Source organism: Nocardia sp. NBC_00511, assembly GCF_045161165.1.
Taxonomy (GTDB): domain Bacteria; phylum Actinomycetota; class Actinomycetes; order Mycobacteriales; family Mycobacteriaceae; genus Nocardia.
Genome location: NZ_CP107849.1, coordinates 5,749,572 through 5,775,425 on the forward strand (window position 1 = coordinate 5,749,572; position 25,854 = coordinate 5,775,425).

25 protein-coding genes, 1 tRNA gene and 1 pseudogene are annotated in these 25,854 nt (G+C 67.3%); 11 read left to right on the plus strand and 16 right to left on the minus strand.

From position 1 onward, the window contains the following. Nucleotides 1-77: 77 nt before the first annotated feature. The 5 genes from OG300_RS27050 to OG300_RS27070 form a co-directional block, all read right to left on the minus strand. Nucleotides 78-587, minus strand: a complete 510-nt coding sequence (locus OG300_RS27050; protein ID WP_405485846.1) for a hypothetical protein — start codon at nucleotides 585-587, stop codon at nucleotides 78-80. 127 nt (nucleotides 588-714) lie between these two features. Beyond that, the gene (locus OG300_RS27055; protein ID WP_405485847.1) at nucleotides 715-1,011 is read right to left on the minus strand and encodes a hypothetical protein; all 297 of its coding nucleotides are present in this window, start codon (nucleotides 1,009-1,011) and stop codon (nucleotides 715-717) included. Between the two features lie 6 nt (nucleotides 1,012-1,017). Next, entirely contained in the window at nucleotides 1,018-1,299 is a 282-nt protein-coding gene (locus tag OG300_RS27060) for a hypothetical protein (RefSeq protein ID WP_405485848.1), read from the minus strand. Nucleotides 1,300-1,371: 72 nt separating this feature from the next. Further along, on the minus strand, nucleotides 1,372-1,497 hold the full coding sequence (locus OG300_RS27065; RefSeq protein ID WP_405485849.1) for a hypothetical protein: 126 nt from the start codon (nucleotides 1,495-1,497) through the stop codon (nucleotides 1,372-1,374). Between the two features lie 63 nt (nucleotides 1,498-1,560). Beyond that, nucleotides 1,561-2,448 (minus strand): hypothetical protein, encoded by an 888-nt coding sequence (locus OG300_RS27070; RefSeq protein WP_405485850.1) that lies wholly within the window; start codon nucleotides 2,446-2,448, stop codon nucleotides 1,561-1,563. Nucleotides 2,449-2,540: 92 nt separating this feature from the next. On the opposite strand from OG300_RS27070, the gene OG300_RS27075 reads away from it, so the two are divergent. Then, nucleotides 2,541-3,608: a nuclear transport factor 2 family protein gene (locus OG300_RS27075; protein WP_405485851.1), complete on the plus strand. Its 1,068-nt coding sequence runs from the start codon at nucleotides 2,541-2,543 to the stop codon at nucleotides 3,606-3,608. 32 nt (nucleotides 3,609-3,640) lie between these two features. Here OG300_RS27075 and OG300_RS27080 read toward each other — a convergent pair whose 3' ends face one another. Then, on the minus strand, nucleotides 3,641-5,062 hold the full coding sequence (locus OG300_RS27080) for a stealth family protein (protein ID WP_405485852.1): 1,422 nt from the start codon (nucleotides 5,060-5,062) through the stop codon (nucleotides 3,641-3,643). 545 nt (nucleotides 5,063-5,607) lie between these two features. Here OG300_RS27080 and OG300_RS27085 point away from each other — a divergent pair. Beyond that, a complete protein-coding gene (locus tag OG300_RS27085; RefSeq protein ID WP_405485853.1) occupies nucleotides 5,608-6,096 on the plus strand; it encodes a hypothetical protein in 489 nt (162 codons plus the stop codon). Between the two features lie 17 nt (nucleotides 6,097-6,113). Further along, nucleotides 6,114-6,689, plus strand: coding sequence for a TerD family protein (locus OG300_RS27090; RefSeq protein ID WP_405485854.1), 576 nt, complete (start codon nucleotides 6,114-6,116; stop codon nucleotides 6,687-6,689). A 68-nt stretch (nucleotides 6,690-6,757) separates the two neighbouring features. Here OG300_RS27090 and OG300_RS27095 read toward each other — a convergent pair whose 3' ends face one another. From OG300_RS27095 to OG300_RS27115, 5 genes are all read right to left on the minus strand, one after another. Next, a complete protein-coding gene (locus OG300_RS27095) occupies nucleotides 6,758-7,735 on the minus strand; it encodes a hypothetical protein (RefSeq protein WP_405485855.1) in 978 nt (325 codons plus the stop codon). Nucleotides 7,736-7,832: 97 nt separating this feature from the next. Next, nucleotides 7,833-8,501, minus strand: a complete 669-nt coding sequence (locus OG300_RS27100) for a MazG family protein (RefSeq protein ID WP_405498692.1) — start codon at nucleotides 8,499-8,501, stop codon at nucleotides 7,833-7,835. A gap of 44 nt (nucleotides 8,502-8,545) precedes the next feature. Continuing rightward, on the minus strand, nucleotides 8,546-12,163 hold the full coding sequence (gene mfd / locus OG300_RS27105) for a transcription-repair coupling factor (protein WP_405485856.1): 3,618 nt from the start codon (nucleotides 12,161-12,163) through the stop codon (nucleotides 8,546-8,548). A 598-nt stretch (nucleotides 12,164-12,761) separates the two neighbouring features. Then, the gene (locus OG300_RS27110) at nucleotides 12,762-13,409 is read right to left on the minus strand and encodes a TetR family transcriptional regulator (protein WP_405485857.1); all 648 of its coding nucleotides are present in this window, start codon (nucleotides 13,407-13,409) and stop codon (nucleotides 12,762-12,764) included. Between the two features lie 230 nt (nucleotides 13,410-13,639). Next, on the minus strand, nucleotides 13,640-14,254 hold the full coding sequence (locus tag OG300_RS27115) for a TetR/AcrR family transcriptional regulator (protein ID WP_405498693.1): 615 nt from the start codon (nucleotides 14,252-14,254) through the stop codon (nucleotides 13,640-13,642). 292 nt (nucleotides 14,255-14,546) lie between these two features. Here OG300_RS27115 and OG300_RS27120 point away from each other — a divergent pair. The 7 genes from OG300_RS27120 to OG300_RS27150 all read left to right on the plus strand — a co-directional run bounded on the left by OG300_RS27120 (nucleotide 14,547) and on the right by OG300_RS27150 (nucleotide 19,641). Then, nucleotides 14,547-14,617: transfer RNA gene (locus OG300_RS27120), tRNA-Gln, on the plus strand. Between the two features lie 106 nt (nucleotides 14,618-14,723). Then, nucleotides 14,724-16,223: a bifunctional UDP-N-acetylglucosamine diphosphorylase/glucosamine-1-phosphate N-acetyltransferase GlmU gene (gene glmU / locus OG300_RS27125; protein WP_405485858.1), complete on the plus strand. Its 1,500-nt coding sequence runs from the start codon at nucleotides 14,724-14,726 to the stop codon at nucleotides 16,221-16,223. Further along, complete coding sequence (locus OG300_RS27130) at nucleotides 16,220-17,200, plus strand: ribose-phosphate diphosphokinase (protein ID WP_405485859.1); 981 nt, start codon at nucleotides 16,220-16,222, stop codon at nucleotides 17,198-17,200. Before glmU ends, OG300_RS27130 begins: the two co-directional genes overlap by 4 nt. Before the next feature lie 190 nt (nucleotides 17,201-17,390). Next, nucleotides 17,391-17,816, plus strand: a complete 426-nt coding sequence (locus tag OG300_RS27135; protein ID WP_405485860.1) for an Ig-like domain-containing protein — start codon at nucleotides 17,391-17,393, stop codon at nucleotides 17,814-17,816. A gap of 199 nt (nucleotides 17,817-18,015) precedes the next feature. Then, complete coding sequence (locus tag OG300_RS27140) at nucleotides 18,016-18,348, plus strand: hypothetical protein (protein ID WP_405485861.1); 333 nt, start codon at nucleotides 18,016-18,018, stop codon at nucleotides 18,346-18,348. A 76-nt stretch (nucleotides 18,349-18,424) separates the two neighbouring features. Further along, nucleotides 18,425-19,000, plus strand: coding sequence for a hypothetical protein (locus OG300_RS27145; protein ID WP_405485862.1), 576 nt, complete (start codon nucleotides 18,425-18,427; stop codon nucleotides 18,998-19,000). 2 nt (nucleotides 19,001-19,002) lie between these two features. Further along, nucleotides 19,003-19,641 (plus strand): DUF2461 domain-containing protein, encoded by a 639-nt coding sequence (locus tag OG300_RS27150; protein WP_405485863.1) that lies wholly within the window; start codon nucleotides 19,003-19,005, stop codon nucleotides 19,639-19,641. Between the two features lie 4 nt (nucleotides 19,642-19,645). Here the strand turns inward: OG300_RS27150 and egtD are convergent, their stop codons facing one another. The 5 genes and pseudogenes from egtD to egtA form a co-directional block, all read right to left on the minus strand. After that, a complete protein-coding gene (gene egtD / locus OG300_RS27155; protein ID WP_405485864.1) occupies nucleotides 19,646-20,617 on the minus strand; it encodes an L-histidine N(alpha)-methyltransferase in 972 nt (323 codons plus the stop codon). Continuing rightward, a complete protein-coding gene (locus OG300_RS27160; RefSeq protein ID WP_405498879.1) occupies nucleotides 20,614-20,832 on the minus strand; it encodes a class II glutamine amidotransferase in 219 nt (72 codons plus the stop codon). The genes egtD and OG300_RS27160 overlap by 4 nt, the downstream gene beginning before the upstream one ends. Before the next feature lie 399 nt (nucleotides 20,833-21,231). After that, nucleotides 21,232-21,720: pseudogene (locus OG300_RS27165) on the minus strand (class II glutamine amidotransferase); the annotation flags it as partial. Between the two features lie 151 nt (nucleotides 21,721-21,871). After that, the gene (gene egtB, locus OG300_RS27170) at nucleotides 21,872-23,212 is read right to left on the minus strand and encodes an ergothioneine biosynthesis protein EgtB (protein WP_405485865.1); all 1,341 of its coding nucleotides are present in this window, start codon (nucleotides 23,210-23,212) and stop codon (nucleotides 21,872-21,874) included. Continuing rightward, nucleotides 23,209-24,498: an ergothioneine biosynthesis glutamate--cysteine ligase EgtA gene (gene egtA, locus OG300_RS27175; protein WP_405485866.1), complete on the minus strand. Its 1,290-nt coding sequence runs from the start codon at nucleotides 24,496-24,498 to the stop codon at nucleotides 23,209-23,211. The genes egtB and egtA overlap by 4 nt, the downstream gene beginning before the upstream one ends. 125 nt (nucleotides 24,499-24,623) lie before the next feature. On the opposite strand from egtA, the gene OG300_RS27180 reads away from it, so the two are divergent. Then, on the plus strand, nucleotides 24,624-25,796 hold the full coding sequence (locus tag OG300_RS27180) for an aminotransferase class V-fold PLP-dependent enzyme (protein WP_405485867.1): 1,173 nt from the start codon (nucleotides 24,624-24,626) through the stop codon (nucleotides 25,794-25,796). Nucleotides 25,797-25,854: the final 58 nt, after the last annotated feature.

Here is a 25,854-nt window from a genome sequence, read left to right on the forward strand (position 1 = left end):
ACTGGAATGTGTTGCAGAAAATACTCGCAAACAGCCCAGCAGGAGACCGATTCCGGCTGAACAGATCGAACTCGGAATCAATCCGTCGCGGGGCCGGACTGTGAAGGCCGCTCCAGCCACTCGCGCAGCACCGGCCGGGTCACCAGAAACGCGACGAATACCGGCACCCCGCAACCGATCGCGAGCACCGGGACGACCGTACGCACGATTTCGTCGAACGACTGACCGCCGAACGCGGCATCACGCCACAGCCAGTCGAAGACCACCGACACCACCGCATCGGTGAACGCGACCGCGGTCCCCGCCAAGATCACCGTCCGGGCGAACCGACCCCGCTGATTCAACGCGTACGCGCCATACCCGCACAGCACGAACTGGGCCGCCAGCAGCGGTAGCTGGATCCACGCCCCGAGCACCTGCCAATCGATCCCCGGCAGATGCATGTTGTCGAACCTGAGCATGCTGTACACACCGAACTCGCCATCCAGCGCCGCGAGCGCCCCGAAGACAGCGATCGCGCAGATGACCGCGACCAACGGCGTCGGCTCGGATCCCGGCGCAACAGCTCTACGAGCACTCGAATTCACCGAGCGATCCATGCCACTCCCCCGAACCACTACACCGGAAACGCCCGGCCTGTCCCACCGATGCTGCCGAGGCTCAATCTACCGGTGCGAGATCAGGTTTCGCCGCCCGCGCCGACACTCGCCCCCATCAGTTGAGGTTCACGATGAGAACGAAGTACGTCGCGATCGTGGCGGTCGAGCCGAGCAGACCGAGCAGGGCTCCCACCCCGACCTGACGCCAGAAGCCGGGTGCGAACAGTGCGACCACCCCCGTGACCAAGACGAATGGGGCGAGCAGTACCGCGAGGGCCGCGAAATAGAAATAGATCAGGGTGGGAACAACATTCAGGACCATCACGATCGAGGCCGCGACGAACGACGGGCGACCGAACCAGTCGGTGCTCTCGAGCGCGGGTTGCCGGGTTTCGGCGACCACCGGATACATCTCGGCTCACCTCGGCACGATCAGGCTGCTCGCGACCGCAAGCGGCAGCAGCACAAGGGAATTCGTCAGGAAGCCGACTGCGACGCCACGCGGGACGTCGGATTTCATTCGGCGCAAGACCAGCCAGATCGGGGCACCGACCGCCGCGGCCAGCCAGCACCACCAGCTTTCATCGGAAAGCCACTGCGCGACAACCATACCGATAGCCAACTGCGCACCAAACCCCAAGATGAGCGCCAATGTCGCGCCCGCCCAGTAGTTGGAGCGGTCCGCTGATACATCCCCCACGGTGTCCTCCGAATCGTGGATCTAGACGTATCGACCGTAGTCCATGTAGGGAACTACCAGGCATGATGCCGATCACGCGCAGCAACTCCGACACCTGACGGTCACGCGGGCCAGCGCGTTCGCGGCGACCATCGGGAGATCCTCGCTGTAGAGCTCGCCCACCGCGAATTGATCGGCTGCTTCGAGAAGTTCCTCCATCGCGTCAGCGTCCGTGAACCGGGCGGGGCGGTCAAACGAATTCGCCCGGCATGTCGGGGGTGCTCATTCCGCGTCCAGGTCGCGCTCGGTTTGCGCTGCTCGGTGTTCGAGGGAATCGAGGGTGGCGCGGGCCTCGCGGAAGGTGCGGGCGGCGGTTTGGGCGGCGGAGGCGGCGAAGCGGCGTTGGGATTCGGCGTCGGAGAGGTCGGCTCGGAGAGTGGCTATGCGGGAGTCGAGGGCGGCCAGGGCGGCGGCGGTTCGGGTGTGGGTGCGCTCGGCGGAAGTCAGTGCCGCGCGGGCGGATTCGAGGGTGGGGCGGAGTTCTTCGAGCTGCCGACGCGCTTCGGCCCGCGGGTCTGGGGGTGGTTCGGGGGAGCCTGCGGGGGCATCCGGTGAGGCTGCGCCAGAGGTTGGTACCGCGGCAGGCTTCGACGCGGAGGCGGGCTTCTCGTCACGGCGAGGGACGGAGGTCAGGGTGGCGGGGCCGAAGCCGTCGTAAGTGGCTGCGGTGGTGAGGGTTCCGGTGCGGAGCTGTTCGGCCACATCCGGGTCGGCCAGGGCCGCTTGCAGAGTTGTTCCCACTTCGCGCTGGACCGTGTCGCTCAGGCGCTGGCCTTCGGCGGCGGCGAGGTCGGTGATGCGGCGGACCACGGTGGTGATCACCTGCTGACGCTGGGTGGTGAGGGCGCGCAGTTGGTCGGCGGCCAGGCGGCGTTGCGCGTCACGGAGGGCGTCGGCGAGTTGCAGGAGGGCGGTCAGGTCGGCGGGGGCCGCGCGGGTGAGGAGGTTGAGTGCCCAGGCCGAGACGGTCGGGCGACGCAGGGCGGCGATCTCGGTGGCCAGGGGCTTGTTTCCGGCGTCCCGCGCCTGGCGGGCGCGCTCGGTGCGCATCGCGACGAAACGGGCGGGCGGCACGCCGTAGAGCTCCGCCGCAACCTCGTCGAGGGTCATACCGCCCAAGCCTACGAGCAGGTGCGGAAAAGGCTTGAACCCGACGCTGCGTCAGGTTCTAGCGTGGCTGGAGACGGCGAGAGGAGGGCGCGGTGCGCGAGAAGAGCTGGCGCGTCGGCGAGCTGGCCCGGGAGACCGGTCTGACCGTGCGGACGCTGCACCACTACGACCAGATCGGATTGTTGACCCCGACGGGGCGCACCTCCGGTGGGCACCGCTGCTACGGCGAAGACGATGTGCGGCGGCTGCATCGCATCGTGGCGCTGCGCGGGTTCGGATTCGCACTCGAGGACATCGCGGAACTGCTGCGCGCCGAACCCGACCACGACCCGAGAGCGCTGATCCGCCAGCAGTTGGCGGTGGCCGAGGAACGCATCGCACAGGCCACCGGACTGCGCGAACGACTGCTCGGCGCACTCGACGACCTCGACCGCCTGACCGAACCCTCCACCGCCGAATTCCTGCGCATGACCGAGGAGACCAACACCATGAACAAGCCACTCACCGCCGAGGAATTCACCCGACTGCTGCGACGGCGCGAGGAATACGCGCAAAAGCTGAGCCCGGAGGAGTTCGCGGCCATGGCGAAAAGGCGAAGCGATGCGGCCGCGGCGATGAATCCGGAAGAACGGGAACGTCTGCGGGACGCCCGCGCGCGAATCGTTCCCCGGGAATCGCGATCCGAAGCACGCGCGGACGAATGGGTCGACACCGCACGAATCATCCGGGTGTTCGACAGCTATTTCCGCGCCCTGGACGAACAGTGGTTCGAGCCCGAGCGAATGCGGCGGATATTCACCGCCACCGCGAAAGTCGTACGGCCCAGCGGGGATTCCATGACCGGGCCGGATACGATCGCAGCCGGCCACGCCGAGAGCTTCACCAGGTTCACCAGCACACAGCATCTACTGACCGGCCACGACGTGACCGTCGACGGCGACACCGCCACGCTGCGCGCCAATCTCGTGGCCATCCATATCTGGAAGGACCGGCCCGCCGACGCGGGAATGCGGGAGAACACCTTCACGGCGGGCGGCGTCATCACCGCGGAACTGACGCGGACAGCCGAAGGCTGGAGAATCCACCGGATCGGCAACCGGAATGTCTGGCGCACCGGGTTTTTCGGCGACATGACACCGAAGCGGGACGTCGGCCGATGACCGCAAGGCCACCGGCCGACCCCGAATTGTGCTCAGGCAGCGCCGGATTCGAAAGCCGCCATGCTGCCCGCCGCCGTGTCCGGCTTCTCCCAGGGCGCGGGCTCCGGGAAGTAGGTCTCCAGGAATTCCGAGACGGCACGCACCCGTTCGGTTTCCGGAACCTCCGGGAAACTCCCGTCATTGAGGCAGAAGAAATCGACATTGCGACGCTTGGCCAGACCGCCGAGCATGGCCAGGCCGGTGTACATGGTGGTGTCCACGTAACGCACCTTGGCGGCCTCCTGCGGGACCGCGCGACCGGTCAGCAGGGCGTAGTAGTGGTAGAGCGAATTGGTGACCGAGATATCGGTGGCGGCCCGGAAACGACTGGCTCTGGTGCGGGCGAAATCCTCGGAGAAGACCTGCTCCATCTCCAGTAATACGCTGCGGCGCAGGGGAACCGGGGTGTGCTCGAGATGCCGGGTGATGACATTGCCGAAACGTCCGGCCAGCAGGGCGCGGTTCACCCGGGCGGCATTCTCGAAACCGCTGCGGCGCTCGTTGTTCGCGCCGGGACCGATGCGGGTACCGGCCTCGATGTAGCGGCTGATGCCCGCCGGGGTGAAGAACATGGACGGGCGCACCGGGCGGGCGAAGAACATGTCGTCGTTGGAGTAGAGGAAATGCTCCGACAGGCCCTCGATGTGCTGCAACTGGCATTCCACCGCATGCGAATTGAAGACCGGCAGGCCGCTGACGTCCGGAAAATGGTCCATCGCACGGACAATGGTGACCTTGGGGTCGTCGGCCAGCCAGTCCGGGATACGGGAATCGGTGGCGATGAAGATGCGGCGGATCCACGGCGCGTTCTTGTAGACCGAGCGCAGCGCGTAGCGCAGTTCGTCGATCTGCCGGATGCGGGCGTCGGCCTCGTCGCCCTCGCCGACCACCACCTGCGCCAGCATTCCCGCACGGCGAGCCCGGAATTCGGGATCGGTGCCGTCCACCCAGGAGAAGACCAGGTCGATGTCGAAGCCGACATCGGTCGGGTTGGGGGTGAACATGCCGGCCAGCGTGGGCCAGCTGGCGTCGTAGAGCAGCACGGTGGTCTGCTCGACATCCGCGAGATCGAACACCATGCGCGTCAACGCATTCGGGCGCGGGCACTCCACGGTGTCACCGTGATAGTCCCAGAACTCCAGGTCCACGTGATGGGCGGGATCCAGGTCGCGACCGAGGCGGAAGACGTTGTGCTGCTTCTCGTTACAGGAGAAGCCGGCCACCATGGCCGCACCCAGCACCCGTCTCAACGCGGATCGGTAGCCGCTGTCCACCGCCAGCACCAGGCGATGCTCGGCATCGCGGACCAGCAGGAACGGCACCTCGGCGGCGGTCAGCTCACCACGCAGATAACGCAGATCGTCGATCACCGCGCCCGACACCATCAGATTCATCGCGGAACCCATTTCCACCATCACCAATCTCCGCTCTCTCGCACTCTGCACCACACGTCCCTGACCAGCCCGATACGCCGAAACGGCACACACCGGTCCGGAGGTACGGGACCGGCGCACGCCGCGAAAACTGTTGCGCAATCAGAAGAACGGGGCAGACAGGGCGGTGCGGGGTTTGCTCGACGGTCGTCGCTGATACGGCCGGAATCCCATTCGCACTCACCTCACTCGTTCACATGACGCCTGTCGCGTCGGGTTGGAAAAACATGTCGCGTGCCGTCTACGCCACACAGGGCGGACCGGCTTCGCCGGACGTTCATCGGCCGGTTACTCGCGGGACCTCGATCAGTCGAGGGACTGTAACGAATGATGCAACCGTTACCGCTTCTAGTCAATCCGTTTCCCCGCAGGTCCGCAGGTGTTTTCACAGCCGTAACGGACGAAACGGTCATGCACGGCCCGCCGCGAGCGGCCTTCGGACCCGAGCGAGCCAGCGCGACAACGGCATACACTTGCTGGCAGCGCAGTCCAGCCCGCTGCGCTGAACCGATGGTGAGGTGACGCACATGGTAGCCGAAGCGCGGGAACGTCAGGAGCCCTCGACAGTGCCGGAGCATGATCACCCCGAACTGGACACTCTACCCGACTGGCCGCTCGACACGATCGCGGTCCTGGTCACCACCGATCCCGCCCCGCACGCCATCCCGGTCTCGTGGCCGGTGCGCGCCGGAGATCGGCGAATCCTGCTCAGCCTCAAGTCCGATCGCGGATCGCTGGAACGACTGCGCAATCGCCCCGAGGTAGCGCTGCTGATTCTGGGTGGCGGCAATGTGGCGCTGTGCGCCCGCGGCACCGCTCAGGTGATCGCCGATCCGCTGCCCGGCGCCGATGATTATGTGGCCGTGGAATTGACGGTCACGGTGATCGACGACCACCGTCAGTCGGCTTTCGCGGTGATCTCGGGAATTCAACGCAACGTACTCGACGACACGGAACTACGCTATCTGGAGAAACGGGTCGCGACGCTGAAAGCAATGGCTGCCGACCGCAACTGAGCATCGAAGGAGATCGTGTGTCTGTCAGTCTGGCCAAGGGCGGAAACGTATCGCTTTCCAAACAAGCCCCGAACTTGACCAAGGTCGCGGTGGCACTGGGCTGGGATGTCCGCACCACCACCGGCGCCGACTACGACCTGGACGCCAGCGCCATGGCCTGCGGGCCCGACCAGCGCGTGCTGTCGGACGCGCACTTCGTCTTCTACAACAACCTGCGCTCCCCCGAAGGCACCATCGAGCACACCGGTGACAACCTCACCGGTGCGGGCGACGGTGACGACGAGGTGATCAACGTCGACCTGGCCGCCATGCCGCCGACCATCACCAATATCTTCTTCCCGGTCTCCATCCACGAGGCCGACATCCGTCGCCAGTCCTTCGGCCAGGTGCGCAACGCCTACATCCGGGTCATCGACGCCGCCACCGGTTCGGAACTGGCCCGCTTCGACCTCACCGAGGACGCCTCCACCGAAACCGCCATGGTGTTCGGCGAGCTCTACCGCCACGGCCCCGAATGGAAGTTCCGCGCCATCGGCCAGGGCTACGCCTCCGGCCTGGCCGGTATCGCCCGCGACTACGGCGTCAACGTTTGATCATCGCCCGCTGGGTGTCGGTGCGGACGTAGGCCGCGCCGACATCAGGGCGGTCCCGACACCGCGAATCAAGAGATGCGGTGGCGGAGCCATTCCGGGATTTCGTCGCCCGCGCGGGGGTAGGTGGCGAGTTCGCGGCGGCAGGCATCCACCTCGGGAACGGGGAGCCATTCCGGGATTTCCTTGAAGGACAAGGTGAATTGGGCCTTGGTGGAATCCGACCGCAGGATTACCTGGCCGGAGAGCCAGGTGCCGGTCATCTGGTCGTAGCAGACTTCCTTGAGACGGTTGAGCAGAGCGAGCATCTCCTCGGTGGGCTCGACGTCATCGGTTTCGTCGCCGGGGAGTTTGAGTTGGATTCCGGCGTGACCCTCGTCGCCCACCAGGGAGAACCACAGCACCGCCAAATCCCAGGTGTCCGGAAGAGCGTCGGTGAGGGCGCTGATCAGGGCACTCTCCACCATGTCCCGATCCGGCGAGCGGGCCGCACCACCGGGGGCGGAGTCGGTGTCGTCGTCGGTGGTCGACGCCACCACCAGATCCGGATGATGCTCGCGCATCACCTCCACCACCGCGCCCACCGGCACCCGCAAACGCTCCGCCACGATGAACACCGGACGGTCCGGATTACGGCGGAGCGCGGGCTCGCCGAACGCCTCCACCCGATCCCGGAACACCACCGGATCGTGCAGCACCACCTCGGCGAATCGTTCCGCCTTGCCGCCGCGACCCACCCGGCCGATACCCAGCCGCAGCCGCTCCACCTCGACCCAGGCGATATGCGGATAACCGCGATAGGTGAACCCCTGATCGGTGACGACCAACGTCGGCCGCGGCCGCCACAATTCGGCCAGCTCGGCGTACACACCGAAACCGAAGAGCACCATGGCGAAACCGCCGAACACGCGCAACACCGGATTCTCGGCACCGTCGAACACCACGAAACCCGGTAGCGCGGCCATCAGCAGAAAGAAGACCAGCGCGCCGATAGCACCCGTTTTCGACGGGTAGTACTCGGTGACAGAATCGCGCCCCTCGTCATGCACCCCTCAGACGCTAGCGGAAACGAGCCGAAGGCAACACCGCCGTTATCCCCGGGCATTCACGACGCCGCACCCTGTCCCGGCGTGCCGTACAACGCCGTCAGGCGGGGGGAAAGTACTCTCGCCACTCCGCCGCGCTCAACGCCCGCCGGGCACCCAGACCGATTTCGGCGGCATCCTCCGCGGCCCGGATCCGCGCGGCCAGCGCGAGAGTGGCCTTGCGCAAACGCTCCTCGGCGGATTCCGGTCCGCCGAGCTCCACCACCCGCAGCTCCGCGGGAATCAGATCCTCCGGTAAACCCGCCTTGATACTGCGCGAGCGGACCTTCTCCGCCAACGCCAGCGCGGGCTGCGCCAGGGCGATGCCGTCCAGGCACGAACGCCGTGCCTTCTCGGCGGATTTCCTTTCCTCCCAAGCCTTTTCCTGCGCCGCGATCTTCACCTCGACCGCGGCGTCCGGGTCGATGCCGTTGTCGACCAGATGCGGACTGCGATGCGTCAACTTCGACACCAGCGTCGCCGCCACCTCGGCGACCGTGAATTCGCCTGCGGCCTCGGCGATCCGGGAGTGGAACAGCACCTGCAGCAGCAGATCGCCGAGCTCCTCACGAATGGTGTCGGCGTCCCGCTCCCCGATCGCGTCGAGCAGCTCGTAGGTCTCCTCGAGCAGATACGGGCGCAGCGAATCGTGCGTCTGGGTGACCTCCCAGCCGCCGAAACTCCACAGCCGATCCATCACCCCGACCGCTTCCCCGAGAGCCTCGGTCATCCGCGCGATATCGGCCGGATCCGGATTACTCGCCGCGGCGGACGTCACCGGGCGGCTGCCGCGGCGGTATCGGGCCGAACATCCACTGCGCCAGGGGCTTTGCCGTCGAGCGCAAGCAGGAAGTCGGCGACGAACTGGACGACCTCGATGTCACGGACCCGGGCCGCGCCGACGCTGTCCTCGACGCGGGGCAGGGGTAGTTGGACGATGCCGGTGGTGGGGCGATAGGTGGCGCTCGGGTAGAGACGCTTGAGACGGAGTTGCTTGGAATCGGGGAGCTGGAGCGGGGAGACCTTCAAAGAGGTTCCGGTGACCCCGATCTCGGCGATCGAGTACTCGCGGGCCAGCAGGCGCAACTTGGCCACCGAGACCAGGCGCCCGACCTCCACCGGCAGCGGGCCGTAGCGGTCTACCAGCTCCTCGATGACCGCCGAAAGTGCCGAATGATCCTGGGCGGCAGCGAGTTTGCGATAGGCCTCCAGGCGGAGACGGTCGGAGGTGATGTAGTCGGGCGGGATGTGCGCGTCCACCGGCAGGTCGATGCGCATCTCCCGGGTCTCCTCCTCCACCGTGATCGGGCGACCGTCGGCGGCGGCGCGGTAGGCCTCCACCGCCTCGCCCACCAGACGGACATAGAGGTCGAAGCCGACACCCGCGACATGGCCGGACTGCTCGGCGCCCAGCACATTGCCCGCGCCGCGAATCTCCAGGTCCTTCATGGCGACCGCCATACCCGCGCCCAGATCCGAGTTCTGCGAAATGGTGGCCAGCCGGTCGTAGGCGGTCTCGGTGAGCGGCTTCTCCGGCGGGTACAGGAAGTAGGCGTAACCGCGCTCGCGGGAACGGCCGACCCGGCCACGCAGCTGGTGCAGCTGCGAAAGACCCAGGGCGTCAGCGCGTTCCACGATCAAGGTGTTGGCATTGGAGATGTCCAGGCCGGTCTCGATGATCGTGGTGCAGACCAGCACGTCGTACTCGCGCTCCCAGAAACCCTGCACGGTCTTCTCGAGCATGTCCTCGTTCATCTGACCGTGCGCGACCACCACCCGCGCCTCCGGCACCAGATCGCGAATCCGCTGGGCCGCCTTGTCGATCGAGGCCACCCGGTTGTGCACGTAGAAGACCTGGCCGTCACGCAGCAGCTCACGGCGCACCGCCGCGGCCACCTGCTTGTCGTTGTAGGCGCCGACATAGGTGAGCACCGGATGCCGCTCCTCCGGCGGCGTCAGGATGGTCGACATCTCGCGGATGCCCGCGAGCGACATCTCCAGGGTGCGCGGAATCGGCGTGGCGGACATGGTCAGAACGTCCACGTGCGTGCGCAGCGCCTTGATGTGCTCCTTGTGCTCGACGCCGAAACGCTGCTCCTCGTCGACGATGACCAGGCCCAGATCCTTCCAGCGCACACCCGTCTGCAACAGGCGGTGGGTGCCCACCACAATGTCGACATCCTTGGTGGTCATGCCCTCGAGGATCTCGCGCGACTCGGCGGCATCGGTGAAGCGCGACAGGCCCTTCACCACCACCGGGAACCCGGACATGCGCTCGGTGAAGGTCTGCAGATGCTGTTGCGCCAGCAGGGTTGTCGGCACCAGGATCGCGACCTGCTTGCCGTCCTGCACCGCCTTGAACGCGGCGCGCACCGCGATCTCGGTCTTGCCGTAGCCGACGTCGCCGCAGATGACGCGGTCCATCGGAACAGCCTTCTCCATATCGGATTTCACCTCGGCGATGGCCGAGAGCTGATCGATGGTCTCGGTGAACGCGAACGCGTCCTCCATCTCCTGCTGCCACGGCGTGTCCGGGGCGAAGGCGTGCCCCGGGGCGGCCTGCCGGGCCGCGTACAGCTGCACCAGCTCGGTGGCGATCTCGCGAACGGCCTTGCGCGCCTTGCGTTTCGTGTTCTGCCAGTCCGAACCGCCCAGCTTGGACAGGCTCGGCATCTCACCGCCGACATAGCGGGAGAGCTGGTCGAGGGAATCCATCGGCACGAACAAACGGTCGCCCGGCTGGCCGCGCTTGCCCGGGGCGTACTCGATGACCAGGTACTCGCGGCGCGCGCCACCGATCGTGCGCTCGATCATCTCCACGAACCGGCCGATGCCGTGCTGATCGTGCACCACCATGTCGCCCGCGGTCAGAGCCAGCGGATCGACCTGATTGCGGCGCTTGGCGGGCAACTTCTTGCCGTCGCCCGGCGCGGTGACCCGATTGCCGGTGAGGTCGGACTCCGCGATCACCACCAGCTTGGCGTCGTCGAACACCACGCCGTCGTGCAGCGAACCACACAGCACGCCGACCAGCCCGCGCACCGGTTCCGCCCCCGGCTCCAACGCGGCCGCGGGCACCTCGGCATCACCGAGCCGCTCCAGAATGCGTTGCGCCGTACCGTGACCCGCCACCACGATGACCGCGCGGCCACCGGTGGCGACGTGCGCGCGCAGCGACGCGAAGATGGTCGCGACCAGTTCCTCCGAGCCGCGCGCCGAGGCCGCGGCCAGCACCGGCAGCACGATCTCGTCCGGATCGTCGGCGGCCAGCGGGCTCACCGTCCACCACGGCAGCTCGCGGCGACGCGCGTCCGCGCGCACCACATCCAGACCGCGGTAGGAGGAGGCGGCCAGATCCAGTCCGTGCGCGCCCAGCGGCGCGGCCCCACCGAAGGAGGCCGCCGTCCACGACGCCTCCAGGAACTCCTGCCCCGTCCGCACCAGATCGGCGGCCCGGGTCCGCACCTTCTCCGGATCGCACAGCAGCACATGGGTTTCGGCGGGCAGCACATCCACCAGCAGCTGCAACTCCCCCGGCTGCAACACCGGCAGCAGGGCCTCCATGCCGTCCACCGGCACGCCGTTCGAGATCTTCTCCAGCATCTCCACCAGCGCCGCATCGGCGGCGTTCTCGACCGCCACCGCCGCCGCCCGCTCCCGAAGCGCGTTGGTCAGCAACAACTCCCGGCACGGCGGAGCCACCACCAGCTCGACCGGAACCTCATGAATCGACCGCTGATCCTGCACCGAGAAGGCCCGCAGCTCGGAGACCTCGTCCCCCCAGAACTCCACGCGCACCGGATGATCCGCCGTCGGCGGAAACACATCCAGGATCCCACCCCGAACCGCGAACTCCCCCCGCTTCCCCACCATGTCCACCCGCTCGTAAGCGAATTCCACCAGCCGAGAAAGCAATTCCTCGAACTCGAACTCCGCCCCCACCCGCAACACGATCGGCGCGATCTCCCCCAACCCCGCCGCCATCGGCTGCATCAACGACCGCACCGTGGTGACCACCACCCGCAGCGGCCCCGAGAACCCCGGATCCTCCGGATGCGCCAACCGCCGCAACACCGTCATCCGCCGCCCCACGGTGTCCGCCCCCGGCGACAACCGCTCATGCGGCAACGTCTCCCAGGAAGGGAACAGAGTGACCGAATCCCCCAGCATCTCGCTCAACTCAACAGTCAGATCGTCGGCCTCCCGCCCCGTAGCGGTAACCACCACCACGGGCCGCTCCTGAGCAACGGTCGCCGCCACGAACGACCGCACCGCGGAGGGCGCGACCAACATTGCCGACTCGCGCCCGATCAACCCCTTCACCTGCTGCAAAGCGGAATCGGCACCAGCCACCGCAACCAAGCCAGCCAGAGGTGGACGATCGGTGGTCATGAGACGGACTCCTCGGCGCAGATCAGCGTGTGGAACGACCAGCAGAGTCTAATGGCGTCCCCCGACACCCCCCGCAAACGACCCCAACCCACCCCACCCCAGACAATCACCCTCAGCCCGCTCGCGGCCCTCACCCCAGCAGACCCGCACTACGCGATTCCCCACCCAACGAACCCCTGCCCCACGCATGATCCGAATGCCAGGAATCCCACCCAATGGGTCAGCACCCAGGAATCCCCACCCAGCAGTCCGCCGCAGGCGAACCAGAAATCCGCACTCGGTAGATCCGCACCACACGAGTCCACACCCAGTAGGTCCGCACTAAGCGAATCCCCACCCAGCGGTCCGCACCCAGTGAATCGGCTCTCCAGGAATCCCCACCCAGCAGGCCCCACCAAGCGAATCCCCACCCAGCACACCAACTTCAGGTTCGTGGCCCGCCCCGATCTGGACTGAGTGGAGCGGGGGAGCGAAGCGGTGGAGCGGAGGGAGGGAAGATCGGGGCCCAGAGGGCCACGAACCGCCCGGAGCGAAGCGGAGGGCAGAAAATACAGCCAACACCGTCTCCGATTACCAGCGCTTCAGCCCCAGCCCCCACCTACTGCACGTACCGCCGCAACCGCCGCGCAGCGAACTCCCGAAAGTAAGCCACCTTCTCCTCAGGCACGATCGACGGCAGCAGGAAGTACCAAGCCCGCTCCATCCGAGTGGCCATCTGATCAATCGACTCGGTGCTCACCGCGACGATGTGCACCCCAGTCGTCATCTCCTGCAACAACAACCCGATCGTCTCCGGATCCAGATCCGGCGCGAGATCCCCCTGGTTGATAGCCCGCTCCGCCAACACCCGATGCGTCTCACCCCAGGTCTTGGCGATGTTCTCCCCCGCCGCACCCCGGTAGTCCCCGATCTGATGCGTCAGCTTCAGCATCGCTCCCACCATCGGATCGTTCATGGTGAGATCCGCGACCACATACGTGATCCCGATGCACGCCTCCAACGCCGGCACCCGAGGATCGAAGAATCCCTGGCACGCGCTGACCAGTCGCTCGTTGCCCTGATCCACCACGGCCCGGGCCAACTCTTCCTTGGACCCGAAGTGAAAATACAAGGCGCCCTTGGTCACATTGGACTGCGCGATAATCTCGGACAGGGACGCGTTCGCATACCCCAGTCGCAGAAAGACATCGGCCGCGCCCGCGAGCACGGAATCGCGAGTGATCTCCGCACGCGCTTGCCTAGCCATCAGATCCGCCTGTCATCAAACCAGCCATTCCTGAAGTAGACCGACATCCCGAAGTTGACCGACATCACAGTTCGAACAGCACTCGAAGGATGGGTGAACCGTACCATCCGGCTGCGCGCTGCCAGCCGATTCGAGCATTCGGCCCGTCCTCCTTCGCAATTCGCTGGTTAACTGTCCGGTTCTGTCCGGATATCACAGACATATCAGACCAAAATTCAGACCGAGAGGTTCTATATCCCCTTGGCGCTCGGCCATTCCGACGCCAGCACCGGATCCGCCTCCAAATGCGTGAGCCCGTTCCAGCACAGGTTCACCAGGTGCGCGGCCACCACTTCCTTCGACGGCTGGCGCTCGTCCAGCCACCAGGTCGCCGCCGACGCAACCATTCCCACCAGCGCCTGCCCGTAGAGCGTCGCCAGATTCGGGTCCAGACCGCGCCGCTCGAAATCTCCGGCGAGGATGTGCGCCACCTGATTCACGGCCTCGTTCAGCAGACTCGAGTACGTGCCCTCGGCCGCCGACACCGGCTGATCACGCATCAGGATCCGGAATCCGTCGGTGCGCTCCTCCATATAGGTGAGCAACGCCAACGCCACCTGCTCGAGCCGCACCCGCGAACGGTTCTGCCTCAGCGAGGCCGTGATCATCTCCAGCAACATCGACATCTCACGATCGACGACGACCGCGTAGAGCCCTTCCTTGCCCCCGAAGTGCTCGTACACCACAGGTTTCGACACCTGTGCCCGCGCCGCGATCTCCTCGATCGAGGTCGCGTCGTAGCCGCGCTCCGCGAACAGCGCCCGCCCGATCTCGATGAGCTGCTGCCGCCGCTGCGTGCCGGTCATCCGCGGACGCGAAGGCTTGGTCCCCTCGTTCGAGGTCATGCGCTGCGCCTCCCTGCCATGCCGTCCAGTCGGCTACTAACCTTTCCAGACTTCCCGCCGTGAAGCCGACCGGGGACCGTCCGACGCGCCTGACCGATTACCGCAACGGTCATTTTCCCAGCGCAACAACCGATCCAGCGCAATGCTGACGACCCGGGAATCGCCCATCGGCAAAAGACACGTATCGACCCGACGGCACGGTTCGACGATCTGGGGGTGTTCGTGCGAGGATCAGACCCGCGTAACGCTGTAATCCGCCGTGGTGTAATGGCAGCACAACTGATTTTGGTTCAGTTAGTTCAGGTTCGAGTCCTGGCGGCGGAGCTCGCGAGCGGGGTCACTAAGGTTGCTCCCGCACATCGCTGAAACCACCACTGTGGCCCAGCACCGAACAGAGCTCAGCACGATGACCGGCAGCCGAGGGAGATCCATGCCACAGGAGACCGCCGTCGTCGTTCTCGCAGCCGGAGCCGGAACCCGAATGCGGTCCAAGACGCCCAAGGTCTTGCACCCGCTGGCCGGCCGCAGCATGCTCGCGCACGCGCTGCATGCGGCACACGAGATCGACCCGACGTATCTCATCACCGTGATCGGACACGACCGCGAACAGGTCGGCGACGCGGTCGGAAAAGTCGGAGCGGAACTCGGACGCCAGATCACCCTGGCCGTCCAGGAGGAGCAGCGCGGCACCGGGCACGCCGTGCAGTGCGCGCTCACCTCACTGCCCGACGGTTTCACCGGCAACGTCCTGGTCACCTACGCGGACGTGCCACTGCTGGACGGGCACACGCTGCTCGCCCTGCTCGACGAGCACCGCAGCTATTCGGACGGATCAGCCGCCACCGTACTGACTTTCGTGCCCGACGACCCGAACGGGTACGGCCGCATCGTGCGCGACGCGGAGGGTCATGTGCTCGAGATCGTCGAGCACGCCGACGCCACTCCGGCACAGGCAGCTATCTCCGAGGTCAACTCGGGCGTGTACGTGTTCGACGCGGATGTGCTGCGCGTCATGATCTCCCGCATCGATACCGCCAACGCCCGTCACGAGCTGTACCTCACCGACGTGCTCAAGCTGGCCCGCGAGGCCGGGCATCCGGTTCACGGTGCGCGCCTTGTCGATTCGGCCAAGGTCACCGGCGTCAACGACCGGGTGCAGCTGGCCGGGGCGGCCCGCACGCTCAACCGCTACATCCTGGAACGGCACATGCGGGCCGGGGTCACCATCATCGATCCGGCCACCACGTGGATCGACGGGAACGTGGTCATCGGCCGCGACGCGGTCATCCGCCCGGGCGTACAACTGTTGGGCGACACCGTGATCGGTGAGGACGCGGAGATCGGACCCGACTCCACGCTCACCGACGTCACCGTCGGCGACGGCGCGAAGGTGATCCGCACGCACGGCGAGAAGTCCAAGATCGGCCCCGGCGCCAATGTCGGCCCGTTCGCGTATCTGCGGCCCGGCACCTCGCTCGGTGAGGGCGGCAAGATCGGCGGCTTCGTCGAGACCAAGAACGCCACCATCGGCGCGCACTCCAAGGTTCCGCATCTGACCTACGTCGGCGACGCGACCATCGGCGAGCACAGCAATATCGGAGCGTCGAGCGTCTTCGTCAATTACGACGGCGTGAAGAAGCACCACACCACCGTCGGCTCGCACGTGCGGACCGGCAGCGACACCATGTTCGTCGCGCCGATAACCGTGGGTGACGGCGCGTATTCGGCGGCGGGTACTGTACTGCGCAGAAGTGTTCCCCCGGGCGCGCTCGCGGTGTCGGGTGGAGCACAGCGCAATCTTGACGGCTGGGTGCAGCGCAATCGCCCCGGCACCGATGCTGCCCGCGCGGCCGAAGCGGCTCTCGCGGCGATCCCGGAGACGGGAACCACCGAGATATCCAACGAGCAAAAGGATGGCGAACGTCAGTGACCGCGTTCTCTACCGACAACCAGAAGAATCTGATGCTGTTCTCGGGACGCGCTCATCCTGAGCTCGCCGAGGCGGTGGCCAAGGAACTCAACGTCCATGTCACGCCGCAGACCGCGCGTGACTTCGCGAACGGCGAGACCTTCGTCCGGTTCGAGGAATCGGTCCGCGGCTCCGACGCCTTCGTGCTGCAGAGCTTCCCGGCCCCGCTGAACCAGTGGGTCATGGAGCACCTGATCATGATCGACGCGCTCAAGCGTGGTTCGGCCAAGCGCATCACCTCGGTGCTGCCGTTCTACCCCTACGCCCGCCAGGACAAGAAGCACCGCGGCCGCGAGCCCATCTCGGCCCGCCTGATCGCGGACCTGCTCAAGACCGCGGGCGCGGATCGCATCATCACCATCGACCTGCACACCGATCAGATCCAGGGCTTCTTCGACGGCCCGGTCGATCACATGCACGCGCAGGTGCAGCTGGCCGAGCACGTCCGCAACAACTACGACCTGTCCAACATCACGGTGGTGTCCCCGGACGCGGGCCGCGTGAAGGTCGCCGAGAAGTGGGCCAACTCGCTCGCGGACGCGCCGCTGGCGTTCATCCACAAGACGCGAGATCCCTTGGTGCCCAACCAGACTGTCGCCAACCGCGTGGTCGGTGAGGTCGAGGGCCGCACGTGCGTGCTGATCGACGACATGATCGACACCGGTGGCACCATCGCCGGCGCGGTGCGGGTGCTCAAGGAGGCGGGCGCGGGTGACGTGATCATCGCCGCCACCCACGGCATCCTCAGCCACCCGGCCGCCGAGCGGCTGGCGAACAGTGGCGCCAAGGAGGTCGTGGTGACCAACACGCTGCCGATCGACGAGTCCAAGAAGTTCCCGACGCTGACCGTGCTGTCGATCGCGCCGCTGCTGGCCATGACCATTCGCGAGGTCTTCGAGAACGGTTCGGTCACCGGCCTTTTCAACGGCAACGCGTAATTTCCGACGAATTGCCATGGGGCCCCGGCGCTTGCGCCGGGGCCCTCGGTATATGTGGGACGATTTCGGCACAAGGCCCCATCCCGTTCTGAAATACATTTCTTTCAAAATGGCCGCGCGCTAATCCGCAGCTCGGTAGCCTCCGGTACGCCCACACAGTCGTAGGCACGAGCAGGAGCACAGGGAAAACATGCGCATTTCACAGCGAACCGGACTTGCTACCGGACTCTTCGGCGCGGTCGTCACCGCCGCCCTCGTCGCGGCCCCGCAGGCCAACGCACTGGTCACCGACCTCAGCGCGGGCAGCGGCTCGACGTTCTACGTCGGCCAGGCGTACACCGTCACCGCGACCGTCACCGTCACCTCCGGGCTGTTCCAGGTGTCGTTCTCCGACAACGGCACCGACATCGGCAAGGTCAACCCGAGCGGCACCAGCGCCACCATCCAGTGGACCCCGACCACCACGGGCTCCCACGTGATCAAGGCCACCCAGGAACTCATCAGCAGCAAGACCGTGACGGTCAACGTCACCACCGCGCCGGTCACCCCCGGCGGCACCGGATCCGCCAGCGGCAACCCGCTCTCCGGTCTGCTGAGCAGCCTCTCCGCCCAGTAGTCCCCGGCCCGGTCCCCTCGGGCATATCGGCGAGCCCCTGCCCGAGCTACCCGCTCGAGCAGGGGCTTTTCGGGTCTCAGGACTCCCACGCTGGGACGAAACGGACAGCAATTGCTGCCCGGCATAGACAGCAGCGGTAGCGTTGAGGCGAATCACGGATTGCTACTGGTGCGCTCAGGCGCAGAGAGGTGGAGTCGAGATGGCCCAGGCGCCCGACGAGGACGACGCCCGCGTGATGGACGAGGTCTTCGACACCGACCAGGTCTTCGACAGCGATGTCGACAATCTCGACTACGACCTCGGCGACGACGACCAGGAAGACGAGATCCGCGAATACCAGCGCTACATCGCCGACCCGCCCAGCGAACTCGTCATCCGCAACCGCGAGAGCGACGACACCGGGCGACTGGGCATCGACGCCGAACTCGACCAGGAATGGACGCGCAAGCGCGGTCGCGCGCAGACCGACGCCGAGGACGACCGGCCCGCCGAAGTGGCCGCCATGGACATCGTCGACGGACCGGACGACTAGCGGAATGTTGCGTAAGCGGACCGGTTTCGGGATACCTCTAGGAACGCGTTCACTACACGACTGAGGAGGCCGCGCCATGAGCACGCCGACCGACGAACCCGGCTCAGGCCCCAGCGACATGTTCAAGAAGGACGCCCCGCCGTCGGAACCGCGCAGCGACGCGCCGCCGTCCGGACAGACGCCGGACCCGACCGTCTTCAACCCGGCCGCCGACCCGCAGCAGTACCCGAGCGGCGGGGTATACGGATATCCGGGCACCACGCCCCCGCAGGGCGGATTCGACCAGGGCCCAGGCGGATTCCCGCCCTACCCGATGAACCCGGGCCAGCAGCAGTACGGACAGCAGCCCTACGGGCAACAGGGGTACGGGCAGCCGCAGTACCAGCCCTATCCGCAGGGCGGATTCGGTGCGCCCCCGCCGCGCAGCGGAGCGCAGACCTACTCGATCATCGCCTTCGTCTGCGCCGCCATCGCGCTGCTGTTCTGCCCGCCCGGATTCGGTATCGCGGGCATCGTGCTGGGTGTCATCGGGCACAACAAGGGTGAGCCACTGGGCAAGTGGGCGGCCATCGCCTCGGGTGTCGCGCTGATCGTGGGCTTCGGAATCGGACTCGCGATTTACGGCTCCGGGGTCATGCCGAACAATAATTAGCCATGGCCGATTTCACCGGATTCCCGCTCGCCGGGCTCGATTTCTACGAAGACCTGGAAGCCGACAACTCCAAGAGCTTCTGGAACGCCCACAAGACGGTGTGGGAAGACTCGGTACGGGATCCGATGAAGGCCCTCATCGCCGACCTGGAGCACGGGTTCGGCGAGGCCAAGATGTTCCGGCCGCACCGCGACGTGCGCTTCGCGAAGGACAAGTCGCCGTACAAGACCCACCAGGGCGCGGTGGTCTACACCGCGCAGTACTCCGGGTGGTACGTGCAGATCAGCGCGGCCGGACTGCGGGTGGCGGGCGGCATGTACGGCGCGTCACCCGCGCAGCTCACCGCACTGCGGATCGCGGTCGACGACGAGGTGCGCGGGACCGAGCTGGAAAAGCTCATCGCACAACTGGTTTCGGCCGGGTACGGGATCGGCGGCGAGAAGCTCGCCACCAAACCCAAGGGCTACCCGATCGACCACCCGCGCATCGAGCTGCTGCGGCACAAATCCCTCACCGCCGGACGCGATTTCGGCGCACCCGACTGGCTGACCACCCCGCGCGCCGCCCGGGAGATCCGGGCGGCGTGGGAGGAACTGCGGCCGCTCATCGAATGGCTGGCGGCCGTCACCGCACAGCACTGACGGGCTACCGCCGCTGTGCCAGCACCAGGGCGAAGCGGTCGTCCGGGTCGGTCCACACCCGCTCGGTGTCGAAACCCGCTGCCGTGAGCTCGCTTTCGAGCACCTCGCGGCGGAACTTCGCCGAGATCTCGGTGCGCAGCTGCTCACCGGCGGCGAACTCGACGGTCAGGTCGAGTTCCGCGACCGTGACCGTCATGGCGCGAGATGCCTCCAGCCGCATCTCGATCCACTCGTTCTCGGCATCCCAGACCGCCACGTGCACGAACTGTTCGGGATCGAAGTTCGCGCCCAGGCGGGCGTTGAGGACATGCAGCACATTGCGATTGAACTCGGCGGTCACCCCGGCCGCGTCGTCGTAGGCGGGCACCAGCACCGCCGGATCGATGACCAGGCCCGCGCCCAGCAGCAGCTGCTCCCCCGGCTCCAGGACATCCCGGATACCGCCCAGGAATTCGGCGCGCTCGGCGGGCACCATATTGCCGATGGTGCCGCCGAGGAAGGCCACCATGCGACGGCCGCCGCGCGGCAGATTGTCCAGGGTGGCGGTGAAGTCGCTGACCACACCGTGCACCGCCAGGTTCGGGAACTCCTCGGCCACCTCGTCGGCCGCACCCTGTAGGGCGGTCACCGAGACATCCTGCGGCACATAGGCCTTCAGCGGACCGGCCGCCGAGAGCGCGCCCAGCAGCAGCCGGGTCTTGGCCGCCGAACCCGCGCCCAGCTCCACCAGCATCTCGGCCTGGGCGATCTCCGCGATCTCCCCGACCACGCGCTCCAGCAGGGCGCGTTCGGTGCGGGTCGGGTAGTACTCGGGCAGCTCGGTGATCTTCTCGAACAGCTCGCTGCCGCGGGCATCGTAGAACCATTTGGGTGGCAACCACTTCGGGGTCGCCGTCAGACCGCGCCGCACGTCCTCGCGCAGTGCGTCCCGTAGATCGTCGTCGGTCAGATGAATGTCCACCGTCGCCGCACTCATGAACCAGCCCTTCCGAATTCGATATCCAGCGGCGCCACCGACAACCGTCCGCCCCGCACCGTGACCAACTGCCGATCGGCAATCGGCCGCCAGCGCGGATCGTCGTCGTACGGCTCGGAGGCCACCACCATGTACGCGTCGGTCTCCAGGACCGACAAAGCGTGGTGCCACGTCGTGGCCCACAGGTTCTCGCCGTCACCCAGCAGAAAGTTCAAGCGCGCCTTGGGAGATCGCGCCAGCACGGCGGCCGTCACCCGCCGCAACGCCTCGCCCGGATCAATTCCGGTCGCAGCGGCCTCCACGCCCGAACTGCCCGACGCGGAGCTACTGCCCGAACCGGAGCTGGTCTCCGCGCGCGATCCACGCTCCGCGCGCGAACGACTGCTCGCACGCGAGCCGTGGAACGTGGTCTTCGCACCCCGGCTGTCCACCGTGGTGGACCAGCCCCACACCTTGGATTTCGGTGCGCCCCAGGGCATCGAGACCGTGCTGGACCCGGTGCCCCACGAAAAGGTCGATGTCGAGGCCCCGGTTTCCTCCGGTCCCGGTCCCGGTCCCGGCGCTGCGGCGGCCGCACTCTCGGCCCCGGCACCGGACCCGCCGTCGAGCAACCCGCGCAGGATCACCCAGAGCGCCGCCGAATCGGTGAGCGACTCCGCCTCCAACAACGAGGGCGAACCCCACTCCGCCGCAATCGAAGCCAGCACTCCCCGCCACTCCGAAATCGACCCGTTGTGGCTGAAAGCCCACCGTCCGTACGTGAACGGCGCACAGGCCGACCGCTCCACCGGCATCCCCACCGTGGCCGACCGCACCGCCGCCAACACGGCCGTGGACCGAATCTGCGACAGCACCTCCTCCACCGCCGGATCAGTCCAGATCGGCGCGGCGCTGCGATACCGACTCACCACCGGCGAACCAGCCTCAGCCGCACCGGAATCCGGCGTATGCCACCAGGCCGCCCCGAACCCGTCGGCATTGATGGTCCCGCCCCCACGCATCTCCCGAGGAGCCCACGACTGCACCCGCAACGAATGCGGGCCCCGAGTCACCAACTCCCCCACCGGAACCGGCGCACCCAGATAGGCCAGATGTCTGCACATCAGCGCACTTCCGATCTCAGGGCACAGCCCGGACCACAGCAGCCCGCCGCGCCGACCCCGTAGGTGCTCTCCCGACCTGTCTCATCTTCCGGCCGAAGGCGCTGTCCCCCAATCGGGTACGGCGCCCGCGGGCGGGCCCGATGGCCGGACCTCACTGCTCGTCCGATCTCAGGTCTCTGGCCAGGCGGAAGCCGGAGAAGATCTGGCGGCGGATGGGGTGGTCCCAGTTGCGGAAGGTGCCTCGGGCGGCTACCTGGTCGGCGCCGAAGGAGCCGCCGCGCAGGATGCGGTAGTCGCCGCCGAAGAAGACCTCGGAGTATTCGCGGTAGGGGAAGGCGTGGAAGCCGGGGTAGGGGGTGAAGTCGGAGGAGGTCCACTCCCAGACGTCGCCGATCAGCTGGTGCACGCCCAGGGGCGAGGCACCGGCCGGGTAGGCGCCCACGTCGGCCGGTTCCAGGTGGGACTGGCCGAGATTGGCGAGGCTGTCGTCGGGGTCGGCGTCGCCCCAGGGGTATCGGCGGGAGTGGCCGGTGGCGGGGTCGAAGCGGGCGGCCTTCTCCCATTCGGCCTCGGTGGGCAGGCGTTTGCCCGCCCAGGCGGCGTAGGCCTCGGCCTCGAAGTAGCAGACGTGGACCACCGGCTGGTGGGCGCGCAGCGGCTGCATGGTGCCGAAAACCCTTCGCCACCAATGACCTCCGGCGTCCTGCTCCCAGAATTCCGGGGCGGTGAGACCGGCCTCGACGCGATGCGCCCAGCCGCGCTCGGACCAGAGTTCGGGCCGTTCGTAGCCGCCGTCGTCGAGGAAGGCCAGGAACTGCTCGTTGGTGATCGGGGCGGCGTCGATGGCGAAGGCGGGGACGAACACCGGGTGCGCGGGACGTTCGTTGTCCAGCGCCCACGGATCGGTGTCGGTGCCCATGGTGAATTCGCCTGCGGGGACCACGATCTCGCCGGTCACCCGGACCCGGGCGGCGGGTGTGGGCGGGGCCGACAGCACCGCCTCGCCGGTGCGCAGCTGGTGGGTGGCCAGCATGGTCTCGTCGTGCTGCTGCTCGTGCTGGGCGATCATGCCGAAGGCGAAACCGTCGTGCACCAGGTCGTTGCCGCGTAAGGGGCTGTGCGCCAGCACATCCCACACCTTGTCGCGGACGGTGCCGACGTAGTCGCGGGCCTGCTCCGGATTCAGCAGCGGCAGGGCGGGACGGTCGGCGCGCGCGTGCTTGAAGGCGTCGTAGAGCTGATCGATGTCCTCGCGCAACGGTTCTCGTCCGCCCACATCACGCACCAGCCACAGTTCCTCCTGGTTGCCGATGTGCGCGAGATCCCACACCAGCGGGCTCATGATCCGGGAATGCTGGGCGACCAGTTCGGCCTCGTCCACGCATTCGGTCAGGGCGAGGGTGCGCCGCCGTGACCGCCGCAGGGTCTCGGCGATGCGCTCCCGTAGTCGCTCGGTCTCGGCGCGATCCGCGCCCGGTAGCTGAACAGTCATGCGAGAGCTCCGAATTCGGTATCGGTGGGGGCGCGACCGCTGCGACATCGCTCGGCGGCGGCGCCCAGTTGGCGGGCGGCCTCGGCGCCGGCGGCGTGGGCGGTGGCCAGCTCGAGCAGGGCCACCGCGGCGGTGCGCAGTTCCGGATGCGCGAGACCGTGCCGGGCCGCTTCGGACCACAGTTCGGCGGTCGACGCCGAGAGCGCCGACGCCTGGGCCACCACGGCGGGCGTGGACATGAGCGCGTCGATGACATGGACCGGCACCGACCAGCCGTCACCCGGCTGGGTGTCGAGGTAGCGCACCTCCAGGTGCCCGGACGCGCGCACCGGCGGGAACACCGTGGTCAGGTGATAGTCCAGATCGGCGCGGTCGGGGCGGCGGCCGATCTCGTCGTCCAGCGCACCGCACAGCCAGTCGGCGAAGGTGGCGCCGGGCGGGGCCGCCCAGTCCGCGCCCTCGGAGCGGACGCACAGCAGCGGCACCTCGAGCACCCAGCGGGCATAGCCGGTGATCGGATCCGCCCAGTCGTGCACCGGCGGGCGGGTGCGCAGGTGATCGAGCCGCTGCCAGGCCCGCATGCGCTGCGAGGCCCACGCCCCCGGCGGGGCGGTGTGCAACGCCGGGGAGCAGGCGAAGGCGGCCAGCAGCGCCGGGCCGACGCGATACAGGGCCTGCCAGCGGGCGGCGACCTCGGCGGGATCCGCGCCCGCGTCGACGCTCACCTGGGTGGCGGCGGTATTGCACATCATGAGCGCGCCGAAGGGGCCGATACCGGCGAAGGACTGCTCCATCGCCCGGTAGCGCGGCAACTGCAGCACGCGATGCGGCCGCCGAATCGGGTCGGCGGCGGCGGAAAAGGTTCGGATGGCGCGGGATTCGAGTAGCTCCCGCAGGCGGATCGTGTCTGCTCGCAAGCGCTCGCACAATTCGGCGGCGGAGCCGAAGGGGGCGCTGGACAATTCGATCTGACCGCCGGGTTCGATGGTGACCCGGCTGCCGCCCGGCAACGGAACGGCCGGGGAATCTGGAGAAATGGACCGCGGCGCATACGGTCCGAGTGCTTCCGCGAGGACTCTCAGGTCCGGACGCGAATTGGTCGCCGAAAGCTCACCCTGCGCGGTGAGCCACTCGAGTTCAGCGCCGATGAGCTGCGGTGGGCCCTGTTTGAAACAGACTTTTCCGACGTAAGCCTCGGCGGCGGCACGTGAAGTGAACTCGCCGCCCGGCTCCGACTCGGCCAGGCCATTACGCAGCACATCGGTCGGGGACGCTGTGACAGCCATGCCAACCTCCGTTTTGGGTAACTGTCACCGGGCGGGGGCACACGGCGACCCAAACCAGGGTAACGACGGACGGTGACAAGAAATCTGACGAATTGGGAAACACACCAAGCGTTAGGGTCGTGAGCATGCTGGATATCGCTCGTCTGCGTGCCGACACCCCCGGGTGCGAAACCCAGGTTTTCCTCGACAGCGCGGGGTCCTCGCTGCCGCCTCGGGTGGTCGTGGACACCGCCATCGCGCATCTGAAACGCGAAGCGGAGATCGGTGGCTACCGGGCAGCGAACGAGCGGCTCGACGACCTGCACGCGGTCAAGACCGCTATCGGCGAACTACTCGGCGCGGACCCCGCCGCCATCGCACTCAGCGACAGCGCCAGCCGCTCCTGGAGCGATTTCTTCTACTCGGTGCCACTCGCCCCCGGCGACCGCATCCTGATCTCCGGCGCCGACTACGCCAGCAATGCCATCGCCGCCCTGCAGCGCGCGAGACAGACCGGTGCGACTGTCGAGCACATCCCCAGCGACAGCAGCGGCCAACTCGATCTCGACGCACTCGAGACCATGCTCGACGAACGCGTGAAACTCGTTTCGCTGGTCCATGTTCCGACCAACGGCGGACTGGTGAATCCGGTCGCCGAAGCCGCCCGCATCGCCCGCCGGGTGGGCGCGCTGGTGCTGCTGGACGCCTGTCAGTCGGCCGGGCAGCTGCCCCTGGACGTGACCGAACTCGGCGTCGACGCGCTGTCGGCGACCGGCCGCAAATGGCTGCGCGGACCTCGCGGCACCGGCTTTCTCTACGTCCGCCCGGAACTGGCGCTGAGCCTGGAACCCGGGCGTCTGGACCTGCACAGCGCCGAATGGACCGCACCCGACGACTACGTGCTCGCCGCCGACGCCAGCCGCTTCGAATTCTGGGAACACGACGTCGCGGGCCGCCTCGGGCTCGGTGCGGCCGTGCGCTACCTGCTCGATCAGGGCCCGGCCCGCATCTACGCGGCCGTCGCCGAACGCGCCGAATACCTGCGCAAGGCCCTGCCCGAGATCTCCGGGGTGACCGTCCGCGACCGCGGCACCCAGCACGCGGGCATCGTGTCCTTCACCGTCGACGGGCTCGAACCCGTCCGGGTCCGCGACCGGCTGGCCGAGCAGGCCGTCACCGTCACCGTCAGCCACCGCGGCTCCACCCTGCTCGATATGTCGGCACGCGAACTGCATTCGGTGGTGCGGGCCTCCCCGCACGCCTTCGTCAGCTTCGAGGACCTCGACCGGTTCGTCCGCGCGGTCACCACCCTCCACTAGGCGCGAATACCACACTCCACCAGACGAGCGACCACACTCGGATAAACCGACCGCATAA